This window comes from Prochlorococcus marinus str. SB, from assembly GCF_000760115.1.
Lineage (GTDB): Bacteria > Cyanobacteriota > Cyanobacteriia > PCC-6307 > Cyanobiaceae > Prochlorococcus_A > Prochlorococcus_A marinus_D.
Genome location: NZ_JNAS01000001.1, coordinates 119,860 through 145,055 on the forward strand (window position 1 = coordinate 119,860; position 25,196 = coordinate 145,055).

Genomic DNA, 25,196 nt, shown 5'->3' on the forward strand with positions numbered 1-25,196 from the left:
CTAAATTTTTTAAATATCACGATTAGTAAGCTTTTCAGCAACTAATTCGTCCTCTAACTGCTTTATTAATCTTGATACTAGACTTTGAAATTCTGGTTGACAGCCTTTAAATGCAGCTTTATGTCTTATTGGCTCATTTCTAGTTCTTAAATCAGTAAGCATTAATTGTAATGCGTCAATTTTGGGATTTATTTTCATAGTTTTAATTTATATATTTACATCTTTTAAATCATTTGCATAGCTTTTTTAAAAGATATCTTTTTATTATTATTCGAACTTGTAACTTCTATTAATTTATTTATGGATTCTTTGTTTTTTAAAGAATCTATACAACATTGCGCAACTAATCTTCTTGGGATTGATCCATTAATTTGAGTATCCTCTTTTGAATAATTTATATTTTCTGATTTAATATCTTCATTTTCCTTTAATCCTCCAGGTCTTATAATCGTCCATTGAAAATTTGAATTGCGTAGAAAGTTTTCACCTAATTTCTTCCAAATAAGAATTAAACCAAATAAGTTTAATGGGTGAAACAATTTACCAGTACAAAGGGAACTAACTAAAATAACTCTTTTAATACCAACTCTTTTGCAACTCTCTAGTTGCCTGTATACACCTAATGCATCAACCTTTGCAGGACCAGTTAAATCTAATGATGCTCTTGCTCCAGTCGCAATTATCAAAGCATCAATATCTTTTAAAGCTTCATCAAGTTCTCCTTTTTTGTCTAATGAAACCCTAATTGTTTCTAAACGCTCTAGTCCTGATGAGACTTTTGAATTCTTTCTGATGATTTGCTTTACTTTGTATCCTTTCTTAACTGCTTCTTCGGAAATTCTATAACCTGTTTTCCCCGATGCACCAGTAATTGCTATTTTCATGATTAAAGAACTAATTTGAATATTATATAAATTTCTTAAGGTTTTTTACATATAAATTTCTTTTTTCTTTTTGGATAAAGAGTTCGACATAAATAACATTTTGTTCCATCACAACCTCTTGCGGTACAGTATTCCCTGCCATAAAAGATTATTTGCAAATGCAATTTATTCCAATCATTAACAGGAAATATTTTTTTTAGGTCTTTTTCTGTTTGAACTACGCTATCGCCATTTGATAGGCCCCATCTTTGTGCCAACCTGTGTATGTGAGTATCTACTGGGAATGAAGGTATTTTAAACACTTGAGACATTACAACTGATGCTGTTTTATGACCTACCCCTGGAAGAGATTCAAGCTTCTCAAATGAATCTGGGACCATACCATTATGCTTCTCAATCAATAATTTAGATAAATTATAGATGTTCTTTGATTTTTGATTAGATAGACCTAAAAATTTTATGTATTCGTAAATGCCATTAATACCTAGCTGCATCATCTTTTCTGGATTATCTGCAACTTTAAATAAACTTTTTGTTAATTCATTAACTTTCTTATCTGTTGATTGAGCACTTAAAACTACGGCTACTAGAAGTGTATATGCATTTGTATGATCAAGGGGTATTGGAGGCGATGGATATAGTCTTTTGAGTTCCTTGCTTATTATTTCAGCTCTTTCAGACTTTCTCATTAAATTTAAAAATTAAATGGTGTATAAAATTATACATGGGATATTTTAGGTGAATATTTTCTGCTAACTTAATATATTTGAATAAGAAGAACTTAGTGAAAAATGATGCGTTAATAATTGATGATTTGCATCATAAATATGATAAGCGAGAATGTTCGAATTGGATATTAAACGAAATTAACCTGAAAATTGAAAATGGAGAATTGTTAGGGTTGCTTGGTCCTTCTGGTTGCGGAAAAACTACTCTTTTAAGATTAATCGCGGGGTTCGAGTATCCCTCTAAAGGGAAGATTTCTCTAAATGATAAGGAAATTTCAAGTAGGAACAAAATTCTTAGTCCTGAGAAAAGAAATATTGGTATGGTTTTTCAAGACTATGCACTTTTCCCTCACTTAACTGTTTTGGAAAATGTAATTTTTGGTTTGAAAAACAAAAAAGATAGATCTAGAGTTGATTATTTATTGAATGTTGTTGGTCTTGATAGTTTTGTTGAAAGGTACCCACATGAACTTTCTGGAGGCCAAAAACAAAGACTCGCAATTGCGAGAGCTCTTGCTCCAGGTACAAATTTTATTTTATTAGATGAACCTTTTTGTAGTCTTGATATGCATGTCAAACTAAAATTGAGAAGTGAACTCCCTAATATCCTAAAAGGTTGTAATGCAAGCGGATTGATGGTTACTCATGATCCGGAAGAAGCGATGTCAATTTGCGATAAAGTCGCAGTTATGAATGATGGGAAAATACATCAAATTGATACGCCAATTAACCTTCTAAATAATCCCAAGACCATATTTGTCAGTAGTTTTATTTTGGGTAATAATATTATTAATCTCAAAAAAAATGGTAATTCATATAATTCTTGTTTAGGTGAAATAAATTGTTCAAAGTTTTTGAAACATACAGGTATCAAAAGTATGTCAATTTCCCCTAAATTTATTTCAATTAAAAGATCAGAATCTGGTGATGCAATTGTTATATCTAAAGAATTTCTTGGAGAATTTCTTATATATAAAGTATCTATTAATGGAAACATATTAAGGGTTAGAACTGATATTAATAATCTCCTTAATAATGGCGATAAATGTTCCCTTTCTATTAATACAAATAGTTATTATTTTTTATATCCTGGAGCATATAAGGAATATTTATAGACTTTTTTATAGGCAATTACACTTGCCCCCCTTCCAATTAGAGCATTTTTTCTTTTTACATTTCTTTTTTTTGCTGTTATATATTTTATTAGTTAATAGCAGTTCAGAAAATCTGTACTGTAAATTCATTTATAGTATTGAGATTGATTTTCATTATCATATTATTTAATTTAATTTAAAGGATTAGTTAATTACTAATTTATACAAAATGTTGTATTATTTTATTAGTTTCCTTTATGGCAATGAAAGAAAATAATTTAAGGTTAAAGAAATTAATTAATTTTGGTCCATCTGGAAGAGCTGTCGCACAACCAATTGACAAAAATTTATTGGAAAATATTTTTGAACATTTAACAATGGAAAGATACGCCAATGTTCAATATTTTTCTATATACCTCTGGTTTCAAGAACGCGATTTAAATGGATTTGCTTCTCATTTTCTAAGTGAATCACAAGGTGAAATGGAACATGCACAGAAATTTGCAGATTACTTAATCGCAAGAGGACAAAGCGTAAAGTTAGATGAAATTCCTGCACCAGTTCAAGCATGGGATTCAATAGAAGATCTGATTTCTTATTCTTTCAACATGGAGGCTGATTTAACTTCATCTCTGCAACAGCTTTATTCTATTTCAGAAAGAATTTCAGATACAAGAACTAATGTATTCTTAGATCCAATCATTGAGGCTCAAACTAAATCAGAAGATGAATTCGCAAACATACTTGGTAAAGTAAAGTTTGCTTCTAATCAACCTTCTGCAATCTTATTGATAGATAGTGATTTAAAGAAAAAATAAATTACTTTCAAATTTATTTTCATTCAACGTTCTTTTCGTTGTTTCAAAAAGTAAATTAGAAAAGTTAATATTCTCGGTATTGTTTTTATTTAAGAGCTCAGCTATTTTATAAATCTCATTAACTCTTTTAAAAAGATTTTTGTTTTCAGAAAATAACCTACCCTTCAATGCTTTATTTTCTGTAGATTTGTAGGATTGCTTGATATTTCTGAGTCTATTCGATAGAATTTCAACTTCCATCAACAAGTTGTTAGTAAGTGATTGTGATTCCTTCATATTTTTATAGCGGCGATGTTTCAATAAAAGAAGGAGCAACACTAACTGTTTGGGTTCCAATAGGAGCTATTAATAACTCAGATGATCTTAATTTAGAAATTAATCTTGTTGATGTTACTCGTGTAGAACCGATTAATTCACCAATCCTTTCATGAGTTAACCTAAATGGTAACTCACACCATTGACCACATCTTCTACCTAGACGATTTACTAGTATTGAAAACAACGCTTGTAATCGCTGTTCTGCATTTCCTAAGTGTCTAATTCTAAGGAGTTGCAAAGTCCATTCATTTACTGCATCGAAACCAATATTCTCATCAATATTTACATTGCTGTGAAAAGACAAATCTGTTAGTGCCTCTACACAGACACCATCGCTACATAAAAGGTCTGTTCTTAATTGATCTCCTGATTGTAAAAATGCAAGTGTCATTCCTTCAGTTTCTTCACATGGACAATAAACTCTTGCAATTCCACTCTCAACTTCTAGACATGTCCCTTTTGGTCTTGATGAAGGATCTATTAATACGGACTGTCCAGTTATTATCCTTACTGATTTTGACGGAGATTCTCCATAACTATGGAAATTCATTTACTAAATATGATAATGAGAATTATTATCAATTATGCACTAAATAATTATTTATTGCAATAGATTCTCATTATCATTACATTTCTGAAGTTTTTCTTTACAAAGTATTTATGAATATAATTTAGGTAGAATTTCTAAATAATTTATTTTTAATGAGCGTAAAAAGAGTTTGCTTTAATTGTGGAAGTTCTTCATTCGTATCAGACCGATCTTTAGGAGGTAAGATTGTCTGCTCTAAATGTGGATCTTCTTCATTTAAAAATAAGTCCTCTTCATTTTTAAAAAGTAAAAAATTAGTATTTCTTGCTATTGCGATAGTTATTTTTATAATTATTATTTAGATAATCTGTTTATATTCCAAAGTCCATTATTATTAGTTACCTCTACTTTAATACCAAATAACTCATTAAAATTTTCACTATTCATAACCTTAGCTTGATCTCCATCAGCGATTATTTTGCCATCTTTTAGCATTATGACCCGGTCATAAATTTTGGTAATCGTTGAAATATCATGAGTGACGCATAAAATTTTCGTATTTAATTTTGATAATTCATTAACCTTATCAATTAGAAAAAACTTTGATTTATAATCTAAATTTGCAATTGGTTCATCTAGGATTAAAATTTCCGGTTTTTTGATTAATGCCCTTGCAATGAGAGAAATTTGTTTTTCTCCATCAGATAAATAGGAAAAATTCTTTTTAGATAGATAAGAAATATTCATTTTCTTCATGATATTTTCCACCTTATAAGAATCTCTTTCAGATTTTTTTTTTACGTAACAATATCTTCCATATAATCCACTTAAAATTAAATCAAAAACTTGTAAATTTGGATTTATTCTATTTTTTATATCATTATTTACAGTACTTATTTTATTTCTTAGTTCCCATAAATTTACAAGTTCTTTGTCAAATATCTTTAATTTTGATTCATTTGCTACTACTGGGTATAAGTTTCTATTAATTATTTCAATTAGAGATGATTTTCCTGAACCATTTGGTCCAATTAATATGACATTTTCTGAATAAGATATCTTTAAATTTAAATCTTTAATTACTCTGAAGCCATTTTTAAAACAATTTATATTTTTTGCGTCAAACCAAAATTTTTTAATCACTAAAACTTATTACTCCAAAATATGATCAATTGAATCGAGCTTAAAATAAATATAAAGAGATAAAGCCAATTCAACCATGAAGGTCTACTTACTTTCTTCATGGATTATATTATTAACATAAAAAATATAAGCGGAGCAGCAAATCTTACAAATGTTTTTCTAATAATATCTATATTATTTGCAATTTCTAACTTCTTTATCTCAGGAGGATATTTCAATATAACTTTGTCATATACATCAAGATTTTGGGTTGTGTGAATATTTTTCCATGGTTCATCTTTTTCTTCAGACTTCTCGTACCACTTCCAAAAATAATTTATTATCCTATCTTCTCCTAATAATTTTATTTCATCCTTACTTATAAATCCCATATCGTGATTATATGTTTGTGTTTTTAAAATCATATAATCTTCATTGAATATCTTATAAAAAATCTTTCTTTGAGTCTCTTTAAATAATAAGAGATTATTAAGCAGTTTATTTTGTAGAAATTTCCTGTAATGTCTTACTATCACTCTTGCTTTATTGTTTCCAAGAGGGATATGATCTAAAACTTGTAAATATCTTGATGAGGAAGGATCTCCCTTGTAAATTAATATTCTTCCTGGAGGTATGTACTTTATCCGAATAAATTCTTTTGTAGGGTCATTCTTGTAATAATAAATACTTTCAATATATAAGGGATTAATATTAATTTTCTGGTTAAAACTAACTAATACGTTTTTATTCACATCTTTATCTGGGATTGTATCGCCATGAACCCAAAAGATATGAAGGATATCTAAGTGATTTTCAATAATCCTTGACCAATCACATTTGAAGTCTACTAATACCTCCTCAAAGACATAATCCTTATGTGAAAAACCATTTTCACATAATTCGTAGTTACTTATAGGTGTATCTTCACTTATATTATTTAAATCTGTCTCAGATTTTTTAGAAAAATGTACAAAAATATATCCATTTTTTTCTGAAGTTTTGTATTGAGATAAATGAATCCTTTTGGCGTAGTTATCGTAGTTATTATCAACTATATGGCGACATGTTATTCTGTCGAGATTTTGGCAACTTCCTCCAGATGAAAACTTAGCTCCATGATATGGGCAGGTTATTACTCCATCTGATAATGTCCCTCCAAAAAAGGAGGCCCCTCTATGTGGACAAATATTTTTAATGCACCTAACGTTTTTATTTTCATCTCTATAAAGAACAAGAGGCTCATCATAGAGTGAAAAATAATATAGCTTATTTTTTTTTAGTTCTTTAGAGGGACAAATTGCATACCAACCAAATAAACCTATATTTAAATCTTTTTGAGTTTCTCTAATATCAAACGAGTCAATTTTTACTACCGTTCCTTTTTTAAATGGCTTAAGAACGGTATTAAAGTCTTTTGATTTAAAAAAATTAATTTGTCTGTTTTCCATAAATTAATTTCTTTTTTTAAATGACTGTTTATCTTTCGGAACTATAACCCAAGTAAATAATCAATTTCTTATAAAAAGAAAATTCTCTATTATTTGTAGCAATAATTATGTAGTTATCGAAAAATATTGAGTCTCTATCGTATCTATGTATCTTTATTTCATGTTTATTGTATCTTTTGTGATTCTTTCAAATTTTTTATGTAATCAATAGCATCATCAATATTTTTGTGGAAATTACATTGACCCAAGTAACAACCTATAAATCTTAAAAATTTTCTCTTGCCACCACTAATTTCATATCTATGTATTGTTCCGCCATCTATAGGAGCATAAATAAGTTCTGGTAGTGCCATATTAATTTTGTATTTAATACTTAATTAAACAATAATTCATGTCTAAATACATTTCCATAGCTCAATCCATATATTTAATAATTAATTTACTTATTTTTATATAATTACTTATTGAATACCCATGTATTATTTGTTATCTATTAATTATTGATATGGATTTTTTATTATGCCAAAAGCATTTAGGCGTTTTTTAAAAAAATTACCAAAAAAAATTCAAACTATAAAATATTCATTTAGAGAGTTTTTATCATCCAAAATATGAAATAGCTACTCTGGTTAATAAATTTTTAATTTCTATAATTTTTAATAAAACATAGTCGGTAGAGTTAAATTTTAAATTATATTAAATTTACAATTTTTGAAATATTATGATCAAAAGGGTTTTTGCGATATTAACTTTAACTTTGCTTTTTCTATTTAGTAGTCCAGTTTACTCATTAGATACTTCTTCAAAAACTCTTGAAAAGTATACTAAAAAGATTTCTAGCAAGTTTACTAGAACTTACTGCAACACTACCAACTTCGGTATTTCTTATGAAGGAGCTTTGGCATTTGCTATTGGAGAAACTAATAAGGAATTTAAAAATAATAAACTCAATAAGTTGATAGATTATTGTCTTCTAAAAAATTCAATAGTTAATGATTTAGAAAATAATTGCCAAGTTTATGATTTCGATATTAGTAATTTAGAAAATTTGAAGTTTAACTAGAAAATGTATATTGTATGAGTCTTATTTTTTACCTATCCAATCATTTGGTTTCTCCATCATCCATTCGAAAACTCCCTTGGCATCAAGGTTTTTAGAAGCATAAACAAATAAAATTGGAAATATTAAAATTACTGCGCCAATAACTGCTAACTCTATTTTACCAATCCCCATTTCAGTAACTGTTAAAGCAAAATAATTAATCATTGATATTTATTGAATTAAAATTTATTTCTAAATAATTTATGAAAAAATTTGTATTCATTCACTTTTTTATAAAATATCTTAATTATTTATAGCGAAGGATATTTGTATAAAGTACCTATTTTATTGAAGCAGAAATTTTAATAATTTAAATAATAGGCTTCTGTTTGATGGTTATGAATCATGAAATTATTATTTTTACTCCTATTTTTGCAATATTGATTGGATTTATAATATTGAGAATATTAAAAAAAAGAAAGAGATCAGCTAAAAGTATTTATAAATTAATAGATGATTTAGAAAAAAAGTACATATATTGATTTCTTTAGTCAGAAAAAAGATTAATCAAATTCTATTCCAACTTCTTCTTTCAAATTTCTTTCCAAATCTGGAAGATGAGGTTCAACCCAATGATCTTTGTTATCAATTCCTGCTGCATTTACATAATTCATAATATGTTGATCCACTTGCTTGTAAAGATCATGCAAATTTAAATCCATACGAATATCATGAGCAATTTCAGAGACTTGTTTTTCTGTTAGACAATGATCTGGATGAAGTAAATCACAACATGGGATTCTTTTCTCGATCAATTCATTTAGATTGATTTTTATTTCGTAATCTTGATGGACAGTCATTAAATTTATAGCTGTATTACTCTAATTCTAATTATGTTTAAGTTTTTGTATATCTTTAGTCAAGAAACAAAGTTCTTTAATGCAAATTCGGTAATTTTAAATAAATAGATCTTCCAAATCTTTATACAAATCATCATTCTCTTTTTGGTTTTCTATAAGTTCATGGCGATCTAGTGAAAGTTCTTTTTTTGAAGTATAGAATAGATATCCAAGGGCTCCTAAGAGTAATGTTGTTGGTAAAATCATTAGCATTTAATTGACTTATAATGAATATAGTGCAACACTTATAACAGTCAAGTGCTGAACTTTAATTAATTTTAAATGCCTACCAAGAAAAAAAGAGTTGGTTTTATTCCTAGAGAAGATGTTATGAGAATAATTGAAAAGTTGAGCACAGAGAACAATTTAAGTAATTCAAAAATAATAAGTATTTTGGTAGAAGAAGCACTTTCTTTAAGAGGTATATTTAATAAAAAAAATGGTAAAGTAAATCAACTATATCAATCAAATGAAGATAATTCAAAAACCTTATTTGATAATTCTGGTGAATTTATAGATAATACAAAACTCTCATTTGATACTAACTTAGGAAATTATTTTATTCCTAGTAAATCAACCCATTTAAATGAAGAGAATCAGGAGGCTTTTGACTTTCAAACTTATAAAAAGTTTTTATCATTTCTAAAATTTCAGGAAATGATGGATAAGTATAGCACTTAATAAGGTGTTGCTAAGTGATGCACCGTGCGTTAAATTTAATTTATATATATAGGAGATTCGCATCTTAAGATTATTTTTCATCATTTCAAAAACATAAATTCAATTAATCTATAAAGTATTTATTCCTATGAATTCATCTCTCTCAGGTTTATCTGTAAATCTCCTCCCTCCAGACAAGTTATATTGTAATTTTAGTTATTGGAGTTCTTTGTTCTCTCAGGATATGCAAATTTTATGGGATAGAGCGCATGGAGTACCTTTAGAAAAATTGCCAAAAGGGGTTTCTGATATGATTTTTCCGTATTTACTGCTTGCACTCTCAGACTATAAGACTTCGCAAATAAATAAAATGAATGGAATAGGATTAGACAGTCTATTAAGCCTTTGGTTTGATAAGTACTTATTAAATAAAAATGGTTACTTCGAGCTAATAAAAAATAATATTTAAAATTAGCTGTTAATATCAAATTTGATTGCTATAAAAATTTATTGCGTTAAAACATTTTATAGTGATTCTTTACGAATTGGCACATCAATAGTTTTGCTATAAATATATTAAATGGTTTGATGATGAATTCATTAAATTTCTTTTTAGCAAATATGTGTATTGTCGTTTTGATATTGCTAATCAGGAGAGATATAAAATTAAGAAAAGCAAGATAAATGAAATTTAATTCAAAAACCTTAAGCTTGATATTAAATCTATTATTTTGCTTGTTTATATTTATTATTTAATTTTTTAGACTTTATTGATTAATTTTCAATAAATTCAAAAATTTATATTCTAATTTGGTTGACTTTTATTGTTAATGCGATGATAATGTCAAAAATAAATTTTAGTTGTGAATCCCTTTTCAGATACTTTTGATGATTTTGTTGATGATCTCCTTTCAACCGATATTAATTTGTTGAAAGGGGAACTTGATTTTCTGCTTATGCAGCATTTATTTAACTCAACAGATTTGAAGTGTATTAATAAAACTGAAATTGAAGACAAAGAATCATTAGCTGCTTAATTTTTTATGAAATTTTTTTATGAAAAGTTTTGGGCCCCATTTTTTGGGTATATTTTATCAAAATTTGTTTTTTTAATAGAAGGTAAAGAGCCTGATCCTAAAAAAGATTAGATTAATTACTTTTTGTCTTTATAAAGTATTTTTAATTACATAATTTAAGTCAATATATTTTGATAACAACAAAAGTTGTGCTTTAAATTTACGAATATATGCATGGTTGAAATATACATAATTGCTTTTTAGCAAATTAAAATGAACAAAAATAATATGTTGAAGCCATATACAGTGCATTACCGTGATTTTCAAAATATAAGATTAGAAAATTGTTTTTATGCTTTTGACGCTTACGAGGCTAGAACACTAGCAATGGAATTTAATAAGTATATTAATGAGCATCCAAACAGTATAGACCTCATAAGATGCGAAAAATGATTAAAGATTTTTATTAATTTAAAATAATAATCTATTAAACACTCAAGAATTTATCAATAACCGCTTGACTCAACTCACTAGTATTTCCGCTTGCAACAATACCTCCGCGTTGCATCGCATAATATCTATTGGCTTGTCTTACAAAATGCAAATGTTGTTCAACTAATAAAACACCAATTCCTGTATCTCTAATTATCTGGTTAATTGCATTTTCAATGTCTAAAACTATATTCGGCTGAATGCCTTCCGTTGGTTCATCAAGTAATAGAAGTTGAGGTTTGCCTAGCAATGCTCTTGCTATGGCTAATTGCTGTTGTTGTCCTCCACTAAGATCTCCTCCTTTCCTTTGAAGAAAATCTTTTAGGATTGGGAAGAGATCATAGATAAATGGATCTATTTTCTTGTTCTTAGATAATCCACCTGGTAGAGACTCCATTCCTAACATAAGATTCTCTTCAACTGATAGGTATGGAATAATTTCTCTCCCTTGAGGAACGTAAGCCATTCCTTTTCTAGCCCTCTGATGAGGCGCTTTTCTGTTGATATTTTCACCAATCAAATAGATATCGCCTTTTTTTTGCTTTAACAAACCAATTAGTGATTTCAATAAAGTTGTTTTGCCAACTCCATTTCTTCCAATCAAACAAACCATTTCTCCTGATTTAACATTTAAATCTACATCTCTAAGAATATGACTCTCGCCATAATAAGTATTTAAGGATTTTATTTCGAGTAAATTTTCCATAACTAGTCCTCAGGTCTTCCTAAATAAACATCAATAACTTTTTTGTCTTTTTGTATTGTTTCCATCGTTCCCTCACATAATACTGTGCCCTGATTTAATACTGAAACATTGCTATCAAGTCTTCTTATAAATTCCATATCGTGATCAATTACCACTACTGTATTTTCTCCTGATAAAGATTTTAATAAATCAGCTGTAAGATCTGTTTCTTCATCAGTCAAACCGGCAACAGGTTCATCTACTAACATTAAATCTGGCTTTTGACCTACTAACATGGCTATCTCGAGCCATTGTTTTTGACCATGTGATAAAGATCCAGCTTTAGAATCAACTTTTTGAGCTAAATTAACAATCTTCATAAGACGATCAATCTCATTAAGTTGCTCATCCTTAATACTTTTATTTATAAGGTTTAAGGGACTTTTAGGAGTTGTCACCGATATTTCAAGATTTTCTTTAACTGTTAGATTTTCAAAGATTCTTGGACTTTGGAACTTTCTACCAACTCCAAGTCTTGCTATTTTGTGCTCCTTTCTACCTACTAATGATTTCCCTTTAAAAATTACTTCTCCGTTTGTTGGCTTAACCTTTCCAGTTATTACATCAAGAAATGTTGTTTTGCCTGCGCCATTGGGTCCAATTACAGCTCTTAATTCACCTTTCTTCAAATTTAAATTAAGTTTGTTAAGAGCTAAAAAACCCTCGAAACTAACAGTAATATCTATTAAATTTAGAAGATCTTTATTATTCATTATTCCCCTCCTTATTGTTAACTTCTAAGCTTGGATAGGTTTCAATTTTTCTTTTCAAACCAAATCTTTGAAGAAGATTCCTAGGACCATCTCCTTGAATCCATCCTAAAACTCCTTCTGGCAGAGCTGTTACAACTAAGATAAATAACCCGCCTTGAATAAACATCCAGCTAGCAGGTAAAGCTTCACTTACTAGACTTTTTGCATAGTTGATGAAAACTGCTCCTAGTATCGCTCCCAACAAAGTTCCTCTTCCTCCAACAGCAACCCATATAACCATTTCTATAGAAAAGGGAACCGTCATAAATTGAGGGGATACTATTCCAGACTGAACGGTATATAAAGCTCCAGAAATTCCTGCGAGACCTCCAGCAATAGAAAATATTATCGTCTTGAATATAACTGGGTTGTATCCTGTAAACCTAACTCTTGGTTCATCATCTCGTATTCCTATAAGGATATTTCCAAATCTTCCTTTAACGACCCACTTTGCAAAAAACCATGCTGCTATTACTAGTATGGCTGTTATCCAAAAGAATACTCTTTGCATGGACTCAGAACCTACCATCTGACCAAATAGTTGTGTTACATCTGTTTTTAATCCGTTTGTTCCATTTATAAGTTTTTGTTGTCCATTAAAGAAGTTAAAGAATACAAGAAGAGAAGCTTGAGTAAGTATAGAAAAATAAACCCCTTTGATTCTATTCCTGAAAACAAGAAAACCAATTAATCCTGCAACCAATGCTGGAATTATCCAGATAGCAAAGAAGGTAAAAAAAGGAGATCTAAACGGTTCCCAGAAAAAAGGTAATTTTTCAACACCATATAAAGCAAAAAATTCAGGAATATTATTTGGAAATTCCGAGGAGCTGGTTATTTGCAAATACATTGCTGCACAATATCCACCTAGCGCAAAAAATATACCTTGTCCAAGACTTAGTAAACCTGTATATCCCCAGATAAGATCAACACCAAGTGCAACTATGGATAAGGATAAGTATCTACCGAGAAGGTTTAATCTAAATACAGGGAGTAAAGTTGGTGCTGCAATAATTAAGGCTATTAATATTACCCAAAATGATAATACAATTTTTTTATCAAATTTAATTTTACTTAAGGACATTAGTTTTCAACCATCCTTCCTTTTTGAGGAAATAAACCTGTAGGTTTAAATTGTAAGAATATAACAATTAGCGCAAATATCATTACTCTTGCCATACTTGTGGTCGCAAAAAAGTTAATTGTGTTTGATAAAGGTAAAGGCATATCTGGCCATATTGATAAAAGCCTTCCAGCTCCAATTAAATCAGTCATTATTCCTATCCCAAATGAAGCAAGTACTGTTCCTAATAAATTGCCTACTCCTCCCAGCACTACAACCATAAAACAACCAACTATATAGTTTCCTCCAACATTTGGACCTACAGAACCTAAAAGAGATACTGCTACCCCTGCAACTCCTGCTAAGCCAGATCCAATGCCAAAAGTAATTATATCCACTTTTTCGGTAGATATACCAAGGCAATCACTCATTTGTCGGTTCTGAGTAACTGCTCTTATACGCATCCCCCAAGCACTTTGATTAAGAAATAAAGTTATTGCTATTACTGATATTAGAGTAATGACAATTATCATTAATCTTGTTTTAGGAAATGCAGTGCCAATAATTTCTACTTGACCTCTCATCCATGAGGGTGCTGTTACATCAACATTTCGAGCGCTTGCTCTACTAAGTTTGCTGACAGAGGATGAGATTACGCTACCTGTCAGAACCCCAGTTAAGGCAGCAAATATCCAAGAACTAAATTTAAAATATTTGAAATTTATTGATTCTTTTATTTTTGAAGGGAATGTTGTTGGTAAGAATAAACCAATTAACAGACTTATAACCAGACCGGTCCCATAAGCTAAAGGTACACTTCTGACAAATTGTTGTAGAATTAAGCTTACGCCCCAAGTTGCGAGTAGTGTTTCTAGTGGACTTCCATAAAGCTTTCTTATTATAGTTTTTTCTAGGAGAATGCCTACTACTCCACTAACAATAAAAGCAAGAAAGATAGAGACTATTATGTACGAATTGTAGAAAGGTTTTAATATAGGTAATTTGAAAATTAGTTGTGTTACATATGTTGTGTAAGCCCCAAGCATCATAAGTTCTCCATGGGCAAGATTTATTACACCCATAAGACCAAAAACAATTGCTAGACCTAATGCAGCAACAAGTAGTACAGATCCGATTGCAACACCATTAAAAAGACTATCGAGAAGTAACTCCAATTTAGAAAAATAAAATATTTGATTATATAAAATAAAAGGAGGTGTTAACCTCCTTTTATTTTGAAGTATAGGTTTTAATTATATTAAAGCTTATACTTTTCTCCTTTTGAAGGATCTGTCCAATCGCATGCAAATCCTTTAGAACTTGGATGCTTTTGGTTCCATGCTTGAGGAAGAACAACTCCTGTCTCTTCAAGGATTGTAAATCCACCCTCTGCATTAATCTCTCCAATTCTTACTGTTTGAGATAAGTGGTGATTAGGCATGACTTCAACAGGACCTTGTGGGGCATCAAACTTTTGTCCAACTAGAGCTTCCCTTACTGCGTTGTCGTCGAATGTTCCAGCATCTTCAACTGCTTGTTTCCACAAGTAGACCATATTATAGGCAGATTCTTGAGGATCAGCTACAACACGATCAGCTCCCCATCTTTTCTTGAAACTTTCAGCAAATTTCTTAGATGCGGGAGTATCAATTGACATCATGTAGTTCCAAGCGCCGTAGTGACCTTCAAGGAACTCTGGACCAATTGTACTAATCTCTTCTTCAGCAATTGAATAGTTCATTACGTAGTAGCCACTTGAAGGTGTGATACCTGCGTCTTGAATCTGTTTGAAGAATGCAACGTTTTGGTCACCATTAAGTGTGTTAATGATTATTCCACCTTTAGGAAGCGCCTTTTTGATTTTTGAGATAATTGGAGCAACTTCCGTATTTCCTAATGGAAGGTAATCTTCTCCAACAACTTTACCCCCCAACTGAGCTACTTGAGCTTTTGTAATTGTGTTTGAAGTTCTTGGGAAAACATAATCAGAACCTACAAGGAAGAAATCTCCACCAGCTGCGGGAGAACGCTTATACATGAAATCTGTAGCTGGTTCTGACTGTTGGTTTGGAGTGGCCCCTGTATAGAAAATGTTGTTAGAACATTCTTGAGCTTCATATTGAATTGGGTAGTAAAGGAAGGCATCCTTTGATTCGTAGACTGGTAACATTGCTTTTCTACTCGCAGAAGTCCAACCACCAAATACGACAGGTACTCCGTCTTGGTCAATAAGTTTCTTAGATTTTTCAGCAAAAGTAGGCCAGTCAGATGCACCATCTTCAACTATGTATTCTATTTTGTAGCTTTTACCGCCAACTTTTACACCACCAGCAGCATTTATCTCTTCAATAGCCATTTTTTCAGTATCAACGAGTGTTGATTCAGAAATTGCCATTGTTCCAGATAACGAATGCAAAATACCAACGGTTACTGTGTCATCGAAACTTCCGGAGGTTCCGCCTCCACCGCATGAAGTTGCAGTAACAGCAAGTGAGGCAGTAGCTAATCCTGCCAAAATACGCCTTGAAATTCTCATGAATTAGGATAAATTAAGTAATTGACCCTCTTTAGGGGGATAAAATAAAAGTTATTAATGAGTGAGGATTCGTTTTGTATCGTACGTAACTTTTTGTTGAATCCAATATATTAGTAATGGACATTTTTCTCGATTCGATTGTTTGGTATATGTGATTCTAAAAAATGAGTTATTTCTTCAACTCCTTTGCCGCTACTAAGGTTGGTAAAAAACCAAGGTTTCCCTTTTCTCATGAATTCCGTATCACTTTTCATAATATTTAAATCTGCACCCACCATATCTGCTAAGTCAATTTTGTTTATTAATAGCAAATCTGATCTTGTTATCCCTGGCCCCCCTTTTCTAGGGATTTTGTCTCCGGCAGATACATCGATTACATATATTGATAGATCTACAAGTTCTGGACTAAAACTAGATGCTAAATTATCACCTCCACTTTCTACAAAAACAAAATCTAATGGATTATATTTATTTTCTAAATCTAAAACTGCATTTTTATTTAAGGAACAATCCTCTCTTATCGCTGTATGAGGACAACCTCCTGTTTCTACACCAATAATCCTTCCTTCCTCTAAAACTTTTTTATTTATTAGAAAATTAGCATCTTCTTTAGTGTAAATATCATTGGTAACAACTGCTATCTCATAATTTTTTTTCAGGTTTAAGCATAGAGTTTCTACTAATGCAGTTTTTCCTGAACCAACAGGTCCAGCAACTCCCACTCTCAATTTGCTGCTCATAAATTAATTTCTAAAAAGTTTTGTATAAAGGTCATTATGATTTTGTTGTGCCATAGCTAAACCTACATTGCCAAAATAGATGTCACCAATTTCTTTGTCCATAATTTCTTTAGAAACTTTTGAAATTATTATTAATAAGTCCCTCTGAATTAATTGTGCTTTTGTTGATCCAATAGGAATAATTCTTAATGCTGCACTAAGTTGGTTTGCACTCCAAGCGTAGAAAAAATTCTCAACCATTTCTAATCGAGTAATTTCAAAACAATAACAAGCCCAACTCCACGCTAATGACCAGGAGCTTTTTTTATTATTTTCATATAGATATTCAAATCCAAATTCTTTGGTTAAATCAAAGAGAGATTTTGACATTTGAATTTGTTGTTCTCTCATTTCGAGAGAGTCTTTTGATGAGAGGATCCATTTGTCCAAACTCAATAGCTTTTGTAAATTACTTTTTAAGTTTTTGCCGTCGTTTATCTCGTTGAAAATGTCAAAAAAAACTAATAAAAGTTTTGCATCTAGTCTGATCTGGCCAATTTTTATTTCATTTATTATTAATTCTTTTACCGAATTTGAGTCCTTTAAATTTTTTTTATGAAGATAACTCTCCATTCCCTCTGAATAACAAAATCCTCCAACAGGTAAGTTAGGACTTATTAATAAATATTTTAATAAGTGACTTTTACTCATGATAATGGGCACCTCTTTCAGGAAAAAACTTTTTCTTGGTATTTTTTACATCAACTTTAAAATTAAGAAGCATATTTTTAATAACAGAATCACTTTTTGTTAAAAGAATGCCTTCTTCGATTTCTAATTCCACGTGCCTATTTCCTAGATGATAAGCTGTTTTAATAAGCTCAATTTTAGAATTTGAACTTATTTCAATTAAATCTTCTATTTTGGCAATTATCTCTACATAAAAATTGGACTTATTAGTTGAAAGAATATCTCCATCATTTAATTTGCCCTTTCTAGGTAATTGTAAAATTATTTCTTGATCACAATCAGTTAATCTTTTACCTCGTAAGATTCCTCTTTCATCTGAACTTAAGGTAAGTTTCAAAAAAGAACCTAATGACGGTTTTCCCTCAATCCAATCAGTTACAACAATTTGTTTATTCATTCTCATAATCAAAATTTTTAGTTACTTTAATTTAGTAATTAAAGAAAACAATTTATGATTAAAACTTCATGGGAAGGTAATTGTTTCTTAAATTTTTTCAATAATAAAGCAAGTTTAGGAAATGTTGATAAAACAATCTTTAAATCTAAATCAACTTCTCCTTATAAGTTATTAAAGTCTACTCATGATCAAGAGGGCAGATGCATTTTGCCTGTTCTACATACTGCAGGTGGATTGGTAGGAGGTGATTTACTCGATTTTGAAGTAAACCTTGAAAAAAACTCTAAAGTTTTGTTGACTACTTCTTCAGCTCAGAAAGTATATGGATCAGTTGGAAGATCTAAAATAAATCCAAAAGGAAGTTTTTCAAAGCAAAAGAATCTCATAAACATTCTTGACAATTCTCATTTAGAGTATCTTCCCCAAGAAACAATCATCTTTGCAAATGGTTTATATGAGCAAATTTTTAAAGTATCTATTTCAGAAACTTCAAGTTTTTTATTTACCGATTTAATAAGACTTGGAAGGTCTTCTTCCGGAGAATCTATTGAGAGTGGAGTTTTTAGGTCAAAATTAGAAATTGTGAGAAAAAATGATTTACTTGATGATTATGAATATGTTGATCAGATTGAATTATCTAAGGCAAGTTTTGTGGCCAAGTCAGGTATGGATTACATGCCCGTTTTTGGATCCTTAATTTGGATTTGCGAAAAAGATTTTTCCAAGTCAAAAATAAATAATCTTGTGAGAAATATAAAAAAGATTTTCAATGAAACTAATAATAATTTATCTATTGGAATCCTTGAAAATGGCATCTCTGTACGATTCCTAGGAAGTTCTTCTCAAGATGCTAGAAAATGTTTTTTTTGTATTTGGAAACAAATTAGGTCTGTTTGTGGATTTTGTAAGCCAAAATATCAAGGTGTATGGCCTTTACAAGATTCTATGAATTATTAATTATGTTCAGAAAGAACCTTTTTTAAGAATTTATAGATTAATTTTTTATTATGCATCTTTCACCTCAAGAAAAAGATAAATTATTAATTTTTTCTGCTGCGCTCTTAGCTGAAAGAAGGCTTGGTCGAGGTCTTAAACTTAATTATCCTGAAACAATTGCTTTTTTGAGTTTTCAAGTTCTTGAAGGAGCTCGAGATGGGAAAAGTGTAAGTCAATTAATGTCAGAGGGAACTACCTGGCTTTCAAAATCACAAGTTATGGAGGGCATTCCTGAAATGGTTGATGAAGTTCAAATAGAAGCAGTTTTCCCTGATGGAACAAAGTTAGTTACTATTCACAATCCGATTAACTAATTATGAGCAATTTAATTCCTGGAGAAATAATTTCTGAACAAGGTGAAATCGAATTAAATCTTGGTAAGGAGGTTAAAACAGTAAAAGTTTCTAATTCTGGAGATAGACCTGTACAAATTGGATCTCATTATCATTTTTTTGAAGCTAATAAGGCTTTAATTTTTGATCGAGAGATAACACTTGGTTTTCGTCTTGACATTCCTGCAGGAACAGCAATTAGATTTGAACCTGGAGATACTACTGATGTCAAATTAGTTCCATATTCAGGTTTAAGAATTGCAAATGGTTTTAATTCATTGGTTAACGGTTCTTTAGATACTTAAAATTATGTCCTATAAAATTGACAGAAATACTTATGCGCAAACTTACGGACCCACAACCGGAGATCGAGTAAGGCTTGCTGATACCGAACTTTTTATAGAAGTAGAAAAGGATTTAACTACATACGGAGATGAAGTTAAATTCGGTGGAGGTAAAGTTATTCGAGATGGGATGGGACAGTCTCAAGTAAGAAGAGCTGATGGAGCAGTAGATACCGTAATAACTAATGCTTTGATAGTAGATTGGTGGGGAATTATTAAAGCTGATGTGGGTATAAAAGATGGAATGATTTTCGGAATTGGTAAGGCTGGTAATCCTGATATCCAAGATAATGTTGATATTGTTATTGGCGCATCAACAGAAGTAATAGCAGGAGAAGGCCATATTCTTACTGCAGGTTCAATAGATACCCATATACATTTTATATGTCCCCAACAAATTGAAACGGCACTAGCTTCTGGAATCACAACTATGTTGGGAGGAGGAACTGGTCCTGCAACTGGCACAAATGCTACTACTTGTACTCCTGGTTCTTTTCATATTTCAAGAATGCTTCAATCTGCAGAGGCATTTCCCATGAATTTGGGTTTTTTTGGAAAAGGAAACTCAACAAACGAGAGCAATCTTATTGATCAGGTTGAAGCTGGTGCTTGCGGATTAAAGCTTCATGAGGATTGGGGTACGACTCCCTCTACCATAAATTCTTGTTTAAATGTTGCAGATAACTTTGATGTTCAAGTTTGTATTCATACCGATACCTTAAATGAGGCAGGCTTTGTTGAAGATACCATTAATGCTATTGCAGGTAGAACAATTCATACTTTTCACACTGAAGGAGCGGGCGGTGGTCATGCCCCAGATATTATTAAAGTTTGTGGAGAAAAAAATGTCCTTCCAAGTAGTACAAATCCAACAAGACCTTATACGAGAAACACATTAGAGGAACATCTTGATATGCTAATGGTCTGTCATCATTTAGATTCTAAAATTCCAGAAGATATTGCATTCGCTGAATCAAGGATAAGAAGAGAGACCATTGCAGCTGAGGATATCCTTCATGACTTAGGCGCATTCTCCATTATTGCTAGTGACTCTCAAGCTATGGGAAGAGTTGGGGAAGTAATAACAAGAACTTTTCAAACAGCTCATAAAATGAAAGTCCAAAGGGGTCCATTAGCAGAGGATTCTGATAGGAACGATAATTACAGAGTAAAGAGATATATCTCTAAAGTTACAATTAATCCTGCAATAGCTCATGGTATTGATAAATATGTAGGGTCTATAGAAAAGGGAAAAATTGCAGACTTAGTATTGTGGAAACCTTCTTTTTTTGCTGTGAAGCCTGAATTAGTTGTTAAAGGAGGATCTATAGTTTGGTCCCAAATGGGTGATGCAAATGCTTCAATTCCTACTCCAGGCCCTGTACATGGTCGGCCTATGTTTGCAAGTTTTGGCAAATCTCTAATTAAGAGTTCTTTTACCTTTTTAAGTAAAAATTCAATTGATCAAAATATTCCCTATAAATTAGACTTACAAAAAAAATGCATTGCTGTAGAAAATACCAGAAATATCAATAAATCAAACTTAAAACTTAATAGTAAACTACCAAATATTTCAGTTGACCCTCAAACTTACGAAGTTTTTTCTGATGGGGAACTCCTTACTTGTGAACCTCTTGATGAAGTCCCAATGGCTCAAAGGTACTTTTTGCTTTAGAAGTTTTTAATTAACTCTTTTTTAGTTGTCTTTATATCTTGTGTCCCAGCAATTGCCAAATCTTCTTGCAGTTTATTCTCACAAGATAGAACTCTTGACCAACTTGGTAATTGCTGGGTCGTAGGACAAGCTAGGTAATTTTCTGTAGCAGGTCTCAATAGTTTCGCAAATTTTTGTACTGACAGCTCTTCTTCATGCCTATCGTATGGAAGTTGATTAACTGCTGAATCTAATCCAAATTTTTTTACCCGATCTTCCCCAACTCTTTTGTAGAGAACTTCTAGAGTTGCTAGTTGAGTACTTGTTAATGTCTCTGCTTGATGCTCCATTAGACCTCTTAAAACACTTGAAAGTATTTCAGTACACATTTTTTGCAATCCTTCTTTAGATGAATCACCAATATTCTTATGTTTATGATCAAACAAACCTAGGTCAACTTGGGCTATTTTGGAGGTTCTTACGTTTCTATAAACCTCTGATAATAAACCTATCTCTAAACCCCAGTCACAAGGAATTCGTAAATTCATCGCAAGGTCTTTAGTAAAAGCAAACTCACCTGCCAATGGATATCTAAATGATTGAAGATATTGTAAAAAAGGACCGTTCCCTACTAACTGCTCGAGACTTGCCAATAGGGGGCCCACAAATAATCTTGTTGCTCTACCTTGCAATTGATTGGTTTCTAAGGATAACCTGCTGTAAAAAGCCTTTACATATGATATTCCATATGATTCATCCAGAAGTGGAAGTATCATTCTTGAAGGATACAAAGGACTAAATGTTCTTATATCAGCATCAAAAAGAGCAACAACTTCTGATTTTCTCGTCGCAACTCCTATGCCTTGCCATACAGCCCATCCTTTTCCTGGAGTTCCTAAAAGTTCTAACCCATTTTTTTCTTGGCTTTTTAATAGTTCTATTACTGAGGGAGAATTAGTCCATTGAACATGAACTGGAAATGGCATTGAGTCAAAAAATGATTTCGCTGATTTAACTTGCTCAGCAGTTTTTGCAGAAAGAGCAATAACTAATTCATTTAAGCCTGAAAGGCCTTTTAAAACTTCTCTTATATCTTTTAATGCTGGACGCTCAAATTCTTCATACAAGCAAGGTATTAGAATACTAGTTGATCTTTTTTTAAGACTTTTGTTTAATTCTTTAAGTAAATTTCTTGTAACTCCATATTCATGTATTGTTGTGATTAAACCTTGTTGAAAGTCCATTTTCTAATTGATGTGCAGAATAGTATTAATACTTCGATGATTTTTTCAAAGTGAAGCAAATTGATTCAGAGAAAAAATTAGATAGATTAAAAATTGATAAATTGTTAAAAACAATTTATACAAATAATACTACAGAAGAAATTAATTTTATTTCAGATCAATTATTACAGATTTTAGATGATTTCTCAGAGAAATCTGCTTATGAAGAAATAAAAGATAAGGAAAGGTGGAATGAATCTCATTCTGTTTTGATAACTTATGCAGATAGTATTTATAAAAATGGTGAGGCAACATTATTAACTCTAAATGAGTTTTTAAGTAAATATTTTGGCAGTCTTTCTAAAGTTGTACATATTCTTCCTTTTTTGAAATCTACAAGTGATGGAGGTTTTGCAGTTTCAAGTTATGATTCTTTAGAAGAAAAATTTGGTGGTTGGGATGATCTCAAAAGTATTTCTAAAAATCATGACTTGATGGCTGATTTAGTACTAAACCATGTCTCATCATCTCACTTATGGGTTCAACAATTTATTAAATCCCAAGAACCTGGTTTATTAAATGTTTTTTCACCGAAACAAAATCTTGACTGGTCAAATGTAGTTAGGCCTAGAAGTTCCTCTTTGTTTTCTCAAATAAATACTGAAGATGGTCCTAAACAGGTTTGGACAACTTTTGGTCCAGATCAAATTGATTTGAATTGGCATAATCCAAAAATGACTCTTGAGTTCTTAAATTTAATTATAAAATATTTATCTAATGGAATTAAATGGTTCAGGCTTGATGCTGTAGGCTTTATTTGGAAAGAGTCAGGGACAACTTGCTTGCATTTACCTAAAGCGCATTCAATTGTGAAACTCTTAAGAGTTCTTTTAAATAATCTTCTCAAAGATGGAGTTTTAATAACAGAAACTAATGTTCCTCAGAAGGAAAATCTATCTTATCTTATTACTGATGATGAAGCTCATATGGCATATAATTTCCCATTGCCTCCTCTTCTCCTAGAGGCAATTATTACTTCGAGAGCTGATATCCTAAACTCATGGATATTTGATTGGCCAATACTACCTGACGATACTACATTATTTAATTTCACTGCATCACATGATGGAGTTGGTTTAAGAGCTCTTGAGGGTTTAATGAATGAGCAGAGAATTAAAGATTTATTAATTAATTGTGAAAAAAGGGGAGGATTGGTAAGTCATAGACGTTTATCAAATGGTAATGACAAACCCTATGAATTGAATATTAGTTGGTGGAGCGCAATGGAAGATTCTAGTAGGGATGTTAAAAGATTTCAATATGAGAGATTTATTTTGAGTCAATTATTAGTGATGGCTCTGAAAGGGGTCCCCGCATTTTATTTGCCAGCATTGTTAGCTTCAGAAAATGATGTCAAAAGTTTTTCTATGACAGGTCAAAGAAGAGACCTTAATAGAGAAAAGTTCAAATCAGAAAATCTTTTAGCCGTTTTAAATAATCCTGAATCTAATGCTAATAAAAACTTAAAATATCTTCGCAATGCTATGGATGTCAGATCAAAATTAAAGCAATTTCACCCTTGTTCACAAATGAAATGTTTGTCTAAAGGTAGAAGTGATATTGTTGTAATTAAAAGAAGTAAAGGTCCTAATTCAGTATTTGCAATCCATAATATGACTGATAATAAAATTAATTATCAATTGAATGATAATGATTTACCAAATTTAATTGATAATGAGTTCAATACTCATGATTTTTTAACATCCACTAAATACAATTGCAAAAATATTAGTCTTGATCCTTTTCAAGTAATTTGGCTTAGTGCTTTATAAAATGATAGAAAAATCTCCTATTTGGGTGGTAAGTGATGTAGATGGTACTTTAATGGATCATTCATATGATTTATCTCCAGCTAAAGAAACTATAAAAAAACTACAAAAATTATCTATACCCGTAATTCTTTGTACGAGCAAAACCGCTTCTGAAGTAAAAGTTATTAGAAATGAACTTGACTTGACGGATCCTTATATTGTTGAAAATGGAGCGGCAATATATGGTGAATCTCTTAAAAGAGTAAATGGAGAAATTATTCTTGGTTTAAAATACGAACTTCTTGAAGAAATCTTAAATTTTATTTCTTGTGAAATCGATTATAAACTTACTCCCCTTAATAACCTCAATGATAAAGAAGCTACTCAGCTCACTGGTTTAGAAGGCAACTCATTGAACTTAATGCGTGATAGGCATTGGAGCATGCCTTTTTTAAATCCGCCAAGTTATTTAGAAGAGAAAATTAATATCTGTTGTAAAAAGTTCAATGTTGATATTTTTAAGGGAAATAGAATGAGTCACTTATTATCTACAAAATCAAATAAAGGTAAAGCAATAAATGCTCTTAAAGAATATTCAAATGTTCAAAATATTAAAATTATAGGTTTAGGCGATTCTCCAAATGATTTGCCTCTACTTTTAAACTCAGATATTAAAATCGTTATTCCCGGAATAGATGGACCTAACTTAAATTTACTAAATCAATTAAAAGATTTGGAATTTACTTTAGCTTCTGAACCAAATGGATATGGTTGGAAAAATGAAATTAATAAATTGATAAATAAGCAAAAACTAACTTAGAAAG

At 30.8% G+C, this 25,196-nt stretch carries 34 protein-coding genes; 14 read left to right on the forward strand and 20 right to left on the reverse strand.

Annotated features, from left to right (window positions below):
* Positions 1 to 9 precede the first annotated feature (9 nt).
* From EV02_RS07835 to nth, 3 genes are read right to left on the reverse strand one after another with little or no spacing between them, the layout of a single operon-like run.
* Entirely contained in the window at positions 10 to 198 is a 189-nt protein-coding gene (locus EV02_RS07835; protein WP_032518806.1) for a hypothetical protein, read from the reverse strand.
* Between the two features lie 26 nt (positions 199 to 224).
* On the reverse strand, positions 225 to 884 hold the full coding sequence (locus EV02_RS07830; RefSeq protein ID WP_032518808.1) for an SDR family oxidoreductase: 660 nt from the start codon (positions 882 to 884) through the stop codon (positions 225 to 227).
* 35 nt (positions 885 to 919) lie between these two features.
* On the reverse strand, positions 920 to 1,573 hold the full coding sequence (gene nth, locus EV02_RS07825; protein ID WP_032518810.1) for an endonuclease III: 654 nt from the start codon (positions 1,571 to 1,573) through the stop codon (positions 920 to 922).
* Positions 1,574 to 1,668: 95 nt separating this feature from the next.
* Here nth and EV02_RS07820 point away from each other — a divergent pair, with 95 nt between their 5' ends.
* Both EV02_RS07820 and EV02_RS07815 read left to right on the forward strand, forming a co-directional pair.
* Complete coding sequence (locus EV02_RS07820) at positions 1,669 to 2,727, forward strand: ABC transporter ATP-binding protein (RefSeq protein WP_032518811.1); 1,059 nt, start codon at positions 1,669 to 1,671, stop codon at positions 2,725 to 2,727.
* Positions 2,728 to 2,969: 242 nt separating this feature from the next.
* The gene (locus tag EV02_RS07815) at positions 2,970 to 3,524 is read left to right on the forward strand and encodes a ferritin (RefSeq protein ID WP_032519173.1); all 555 of its coding nucleotides are present in this window, start codon (positions 2,970 to 2,972) and stop codon (positions 3,522 to 3,524) included.
* Here the strand turns inward: EV02_RS07815 and EV02_RS0108545 are convergent.
* On the reverse strand, positions 3,510 to 3,800 hold the full coding sequence (locus EV02_RS0108545) for a hypothetical protein (RefSeq protein WP_032518814.1): 291 nt from the start codon (positions 3,798 to 3,800) through the stop codon (positions 3,510 to 3,512). The genes EV02_RS07815 and EV02_RS0108545 overlap by 15 nt on opposite strands.
* A gap of 4 nt (positions 3,801 to 3,804) precedes the next feature.
* Positions 3,805 to 4,392, reverse strand: coding sequence for a Crp/Fnr family transcriptional regulator (locus tag EV02_RS07810; protein WP_032518816.1), 588 nt, complete (start codon positions 4,390 to 4,392; stop codon positions 3,805 to 3,807).
* Positions 4,393 to 4,544: 152 nt separating this feature from the next.
* Here EV02_RS07810 and EV02_RS0108550 point away from each other — a divergent pair, with 152 nt between their 5' ends.
* A complete protein-coding gene (locus EV02_RS0108550; RefSeq protein WP_032518817.1) occupies positions 4,545 to 4,733 on the forward strand; it encodes a hypothetical protein in 189 nt (62 codons plus the stop codon).
* Here the strand turns inward: EV02_RS0108550 and EV02_RS07805 are convergent.
* From EV02_RS07805 to EV02_RS07795, 3 genes are all read right to left on the reverse strand, one after another.
* On the reverse strand, positions 4,726 to 5,514 hold the full coding sequence (locus EV02_RS07805) for an ABC transporter ATP-binding protein (RefSeq protein ID WP_032518818.1): 789 nt from the start codon (positions 5,512 to 5,514) through the stop codon (positions 4,726 to 4,728). The two genes, EV02_RS0108550 and EV02_RS07805, sit on opposite strands and share 8 nt — an antisense overlap.
* A 104-nt stretch (positions 5,515 to 5,618) precedes the next feature.
* Positions 5,619 to 6,941: a Rieske (2Fe-2S) protein gene (locus EV02_RS07800; RefSeq protein WP_032518819.1), complete on the reverse strand. Its 1,323-nt coding sequence runs from the start codon at positions 6,939 to 6,941 to the stop codon at positions 5,619 to 5,621.
* 164 nt (positions 6,942 to 7,105) lie between these two features.
* On the reverse strand, positions 7,106 to 7,294 hold the full coding sequence (locus EV02_RS07795; RefSeq protein ID WP_032518820.1) for a hypothetical protein: 189 nt from the start codon (positions 7,292 to 7,294) through the stop codon (positions 7,106 to 7,108).
* A gap of 368 nt (positions 7,295 to 7,662) precedes the next feature.
* Between EV02_RS07795 and EV02_RS07790 the strand changes: the two genes are divergently transcribed.
* Positions 7,663 to 8,004, forward strand: a complete 342-nt coding sequence (locus EV02_RS07790; RefSeq protein ID WP_032518821.1) for a hypothetical protein — start codon at positions 7,663 to 7,665, stop codon at positions 8,002 to 8,004.
* Between the two features lie 21 nt (positions 8,005 to 8,025).
* On the opposite strand, the gene EV02_RS07785 is transcribed toward EV02_RS07790, so the two are convergent.
* The 3 genes from EV02_RS07785 to EV02_RS09385 all read right to left on the reverse strand — a co-directional run bounded on the left by EV02_RS07785 (position 8,026) and on the right by EV02_RS09385 (position 9,089).
* Positions 8,026 to 8,208 carry a hypothetical protein gene (locus EV02_RS07785; protein ID WP_032517015.1) on the reverse strand — a complete coding sequence of 61 codons (183 nt, stop codon included), beginning with the start codon at positions 8,206 to 8,208 and terminating at the stop codon, positions 8,026 to 8,028.
* 338 nt (positions 8,209 to 8,546) lie between these two features.
* The gene (locus EV02_RS07780; RefSeq protein WP_011818319.1) at positions 8,547 to 8,843 is read right to left on the reverse strand and encodes a hypothetical protein; all 297 of its coding nucleotides are present in this window, start codon (positions 8,841 to 8,843) and stop codon (positions 8,547 to 8,549) included.
* 96 nt (positions 8,844 to 8,939) lie between these two features.
* Positions 8,940 to 9,089 carry a hypothetical protein gene (locus tag EV02_RS09385; RefSeq protein WP_193742599.1) on the reverse strand — a complete coding sequence of 50 codons (150 nt, stop codon included), beginning with the start codon at positions 9,087 to 9,089 and terminating at the stop codon, positions 8,940 to 8,942.
* Between the two features lie 75 nt (positions 9,090 to 9,164).
* Between EV02_RS09385 and EV02_RS07775 the strand changes: the two genes are divergently transcribed.
* From EV02_RS07775 to EV02_RS09725, 4 genes are all read left to right on the forward strand, one after another.
* Entirely contained in the window at positions 9,165 to 9,563 is a 399-nt protein-coding gene (locus tag EV02_RS07775; RefSeq protein ID WP_032518822.1) for a hypothetical protein, read from the forward strand.
* 127 nt (positions 9,564 to 9,690) lie between these two features.
* Positions 9,691 to 10,011, forward strand: a complete 321-nt coding sequence (locus EV02_RS07770; protein WP_032518823.1) for a hypothetical protein — start codon at positions 9,691 to 9,693, stop codon at positions 10,009 to 10,011.
* 394 nt (positions 10,012 to 10,405) lie between these two features.
* Entirely contained in the window at positions 10,406 to 10,579 is a 174-nt protein-coding gene (locus EV02_RS09390; protein WP_193742600.1) for a hypothetical protein, read from the forward strand.
* A gap of 252 nt (positions 10,580 to 10,831) precedes the next feature.
* Positions 10,832 to 11,011 carry a hypothetical protein gene (locus tag EV02_RS09725; RefSeq protein ID WP_025890716.1) on the forward strand — a complete coding sequence of 60 codons (180 nt, stop codon included), beginning with the start codon at positions 10,832 to 10,834 and terminating at the stop codon, positions 11,009 to 11,011.
* Positions 11,012 to 11,045: 34 nt separating this feature from the next.
* Here EV02_RS09725 and urtE read toward each other — a convergent pair whose 3' ends face one another.
* The 8 genes from urtE to ureE form a co-directional block, all read right to left on the reverse strand.
* Positions 11,046 to 11,756: an urea ABC transporter ATP-binding subunit UrtE gene (urtE, locus tag EV02_RS07765; RefSeq protein WP_025894429.1), complete on the reverse strand. Its 711-nt coding sequence runs from the start codon at positions 11,754 to 11,756 to the stop codon at positions 11,046 to 11,048.
* A gap of 2 nt (positions 11,757 to 11,758) precedes the next feature.
* Positions 11,759 to 12,508 (reverse strand): urea ABC transporter ATP-binding protein UrtD, encoded by a 750-nt coding sequence (gene urtD / locus EV02_RS07760; protein ID WP_011818326.1) that lies wholly within the window; start codon positions 12,506 to 12,508, stop codon positions 11,759 to 11,761.
* Entirely contained in the window at positions 12,501 to 13,631 is a 1,131-nt protein-coding gene (gene urtC / locus EV02_RS07755; RefSeq protein ID WP_032518824.1) for an urea ABC transporter permease subunit UrtC, read from the reverse strand. Before urtC ends, urtD begins: the two co-directional genes overlap by 8 nt.
* Positions 13,631 to 14,785, reverse strand: coding sequence for an ABC transporter permease subunit (locus EV02_RS07750; protein WP_025945899.1), 1,155 nt, complete (start codon positions 14,783 to 14,785; stop codon positions 13,631 to 13,633). Before EV02_RS07750 ends, urtC begins: the two co-directional genes overlap by 1 nt.
* A gap of 83 nt (positions 14,786 to 14,868) precedes the next feature.
* Positions 14,869 to 16,146 carry an urea ABC transporter substrate-binding protein gene (urtA, locus tag EV02_RS07745; RefSeq protein ID WP_032518825.1) on the reverse strand — a complete coding sequence of 426 codons (1,278 nt, stop codon included), beginning with the start codon at positions 16,144 to 16,146 and terminating at the stop codon, positions 14,869 to 14,871.
* 110 nt (positions 16,147 to 16,256) lie between these two features.
* Positions 16,257 to 16,886 carry an urease accessory protein UreG gene (ureG, locus tag EV02_RS07740; protein ID WP_032518826.1) on the reverse strand — a complete coding sequence of 210 codons (630 nt, stop codon included), beginning with the start codon at positions 16,884 to 16,886 and terminating at the stop codon, positions 16,257 to 16,259.
* Positions 16,887 to 16,889: 3 nt separating this feature from the next.
* Positions 16,890 to 17,576 carry an urease accessory protein UreF gene (locus EV02_RS07735; RefSeq protein WP_032518827.1) on the reverse strand — a complete coding sequence of 229 codons (687 nt, stop codon included), beginning with the start codon at positions 17,574 to 17,576 and terminating at the stop codon, positions 16,890 to 16,892.
* On the reverse strand, positions 17,569 to 18,018 hold the full coding sequence (gene ureE, locus EV02_RS07730; protein WP_032518829.1) for an urease accessory protein UreE: 450 nt from the start codon (positions 18,016 to 18,018) through the stop codon (positions 17,569 to 17,571). Before ureE ends, EV02_RS07735 begins: the two co-directional genes overlap by 8 nt.
* A gap of 48 nt (positions 18,019 to 18,066) precedes the next feature.
* On the opposite strand from ureE, the gene EV02_RS07725 reads away from it, so the two are divergent.
* From EV02_RS07725 to ureC, 4 genes are read left to right on the forward strand one after another with little or no spacing between them, the layout of a single operon-like run.
* The gene (locus tag EV02_RS07725; RefSeq protein ID WP_032518830.1) at positions 18,067 to 18,969 is read left to right on the forward strand and encodes an urease accessory protein UreD; all 903 of its coding nucleotides are present in this window, start codon (positions 18,067 to 18,069) and stop codon (positions 18,967 to 18,969) included.
* 50 nt (positions 18,970 to 19,019) lie between these two features.
* Positions 19,020 to 19,322 (forward strand): urease subunit gamma, encoded by a 303-nt coding sequence (locus EV02_RS07720; protein ID WP_032518832.1) that lies wholly within the window; start codon positions 19,020 to 19,022, stop codon positions 19,320 to 19,322.
* A gap of 2 nt (positions 19,323 to 19,324) precedes the next feature.
* Positions 19,325 to 19,645, forward strand: a complete 321-nt coding sequence (locus EV02_RS07715) for an urease subunit beta (protein ID WP_032518834.1) — start codon at positions 19,325 to 19,327, stop codon at positions 19,643 to 19,645.
* Positions 19,646 to 19,649: 4 nt separating this feature from the next.
* Positions 19,650 to 21,359 carry an urease subunit alpha gene (ureC, locus tag EV02_RS07710; protein WP_032518836.1) on the forward strand — a complete coding sequence of 570 codons (1,710 nt, stop codon included), beginning with the start codon at positions 19,650 to 19,652 and terminating at the stop codon, positions 21,357 to 21,359.
* On the opposite strand, the gene EV02_RS07705 is transcribed toward ureC, so the two are convergent.
* The gene (locus EV02_RS07705; RefSeq protein WP_032518838.1) at positions 21,356 to 22,582 is read right to left on the reverse strand and encodes a glycosyl transferase; all 1,227 of its coding nucleotides are present in this window, start codon (positions 22,580 to 22,582) and stop codon (positions 21,356 to 21,358) included. The two genes, ureC and EV02_RS07705, sit on opposite strands and share 4 nt — an antisense overlap.
* 50 nt (positions 22,583 to 22,632) lie before the next feature.
* Between EV02_RS07705 and EV02_RS07700 the strand changes: the two genes are divergently transcribed.
* Together EV02_RS07700 and yedP are read left to right on the forward strand one after the other, a co-directional pair.
* Positions 22,633 to 24,393, forward strand: a complete 1,761-nt coding sequence (locus EV02_RS07700; RefSeq protein WP_032518839.1) for a sugar phosphorylase — start codon at positions 22,633 to 22,635, stop codon at positions 24,391 to 24,393.
* 1 nt (position 24,394) lies between these two features.
* Entirely contained in the window at positions 24,395 to 25,192 is a 798-nt protein-coding gene (gene yedP, locus EV02_RS07695) for a mannosyl-3-phosphoglycerate phosphatase-related protein YedP (protein WP_032518840.1), read from the forward strand.
* Positions 25,193 to 25,196: the final 4 nt, after the last annotated feature.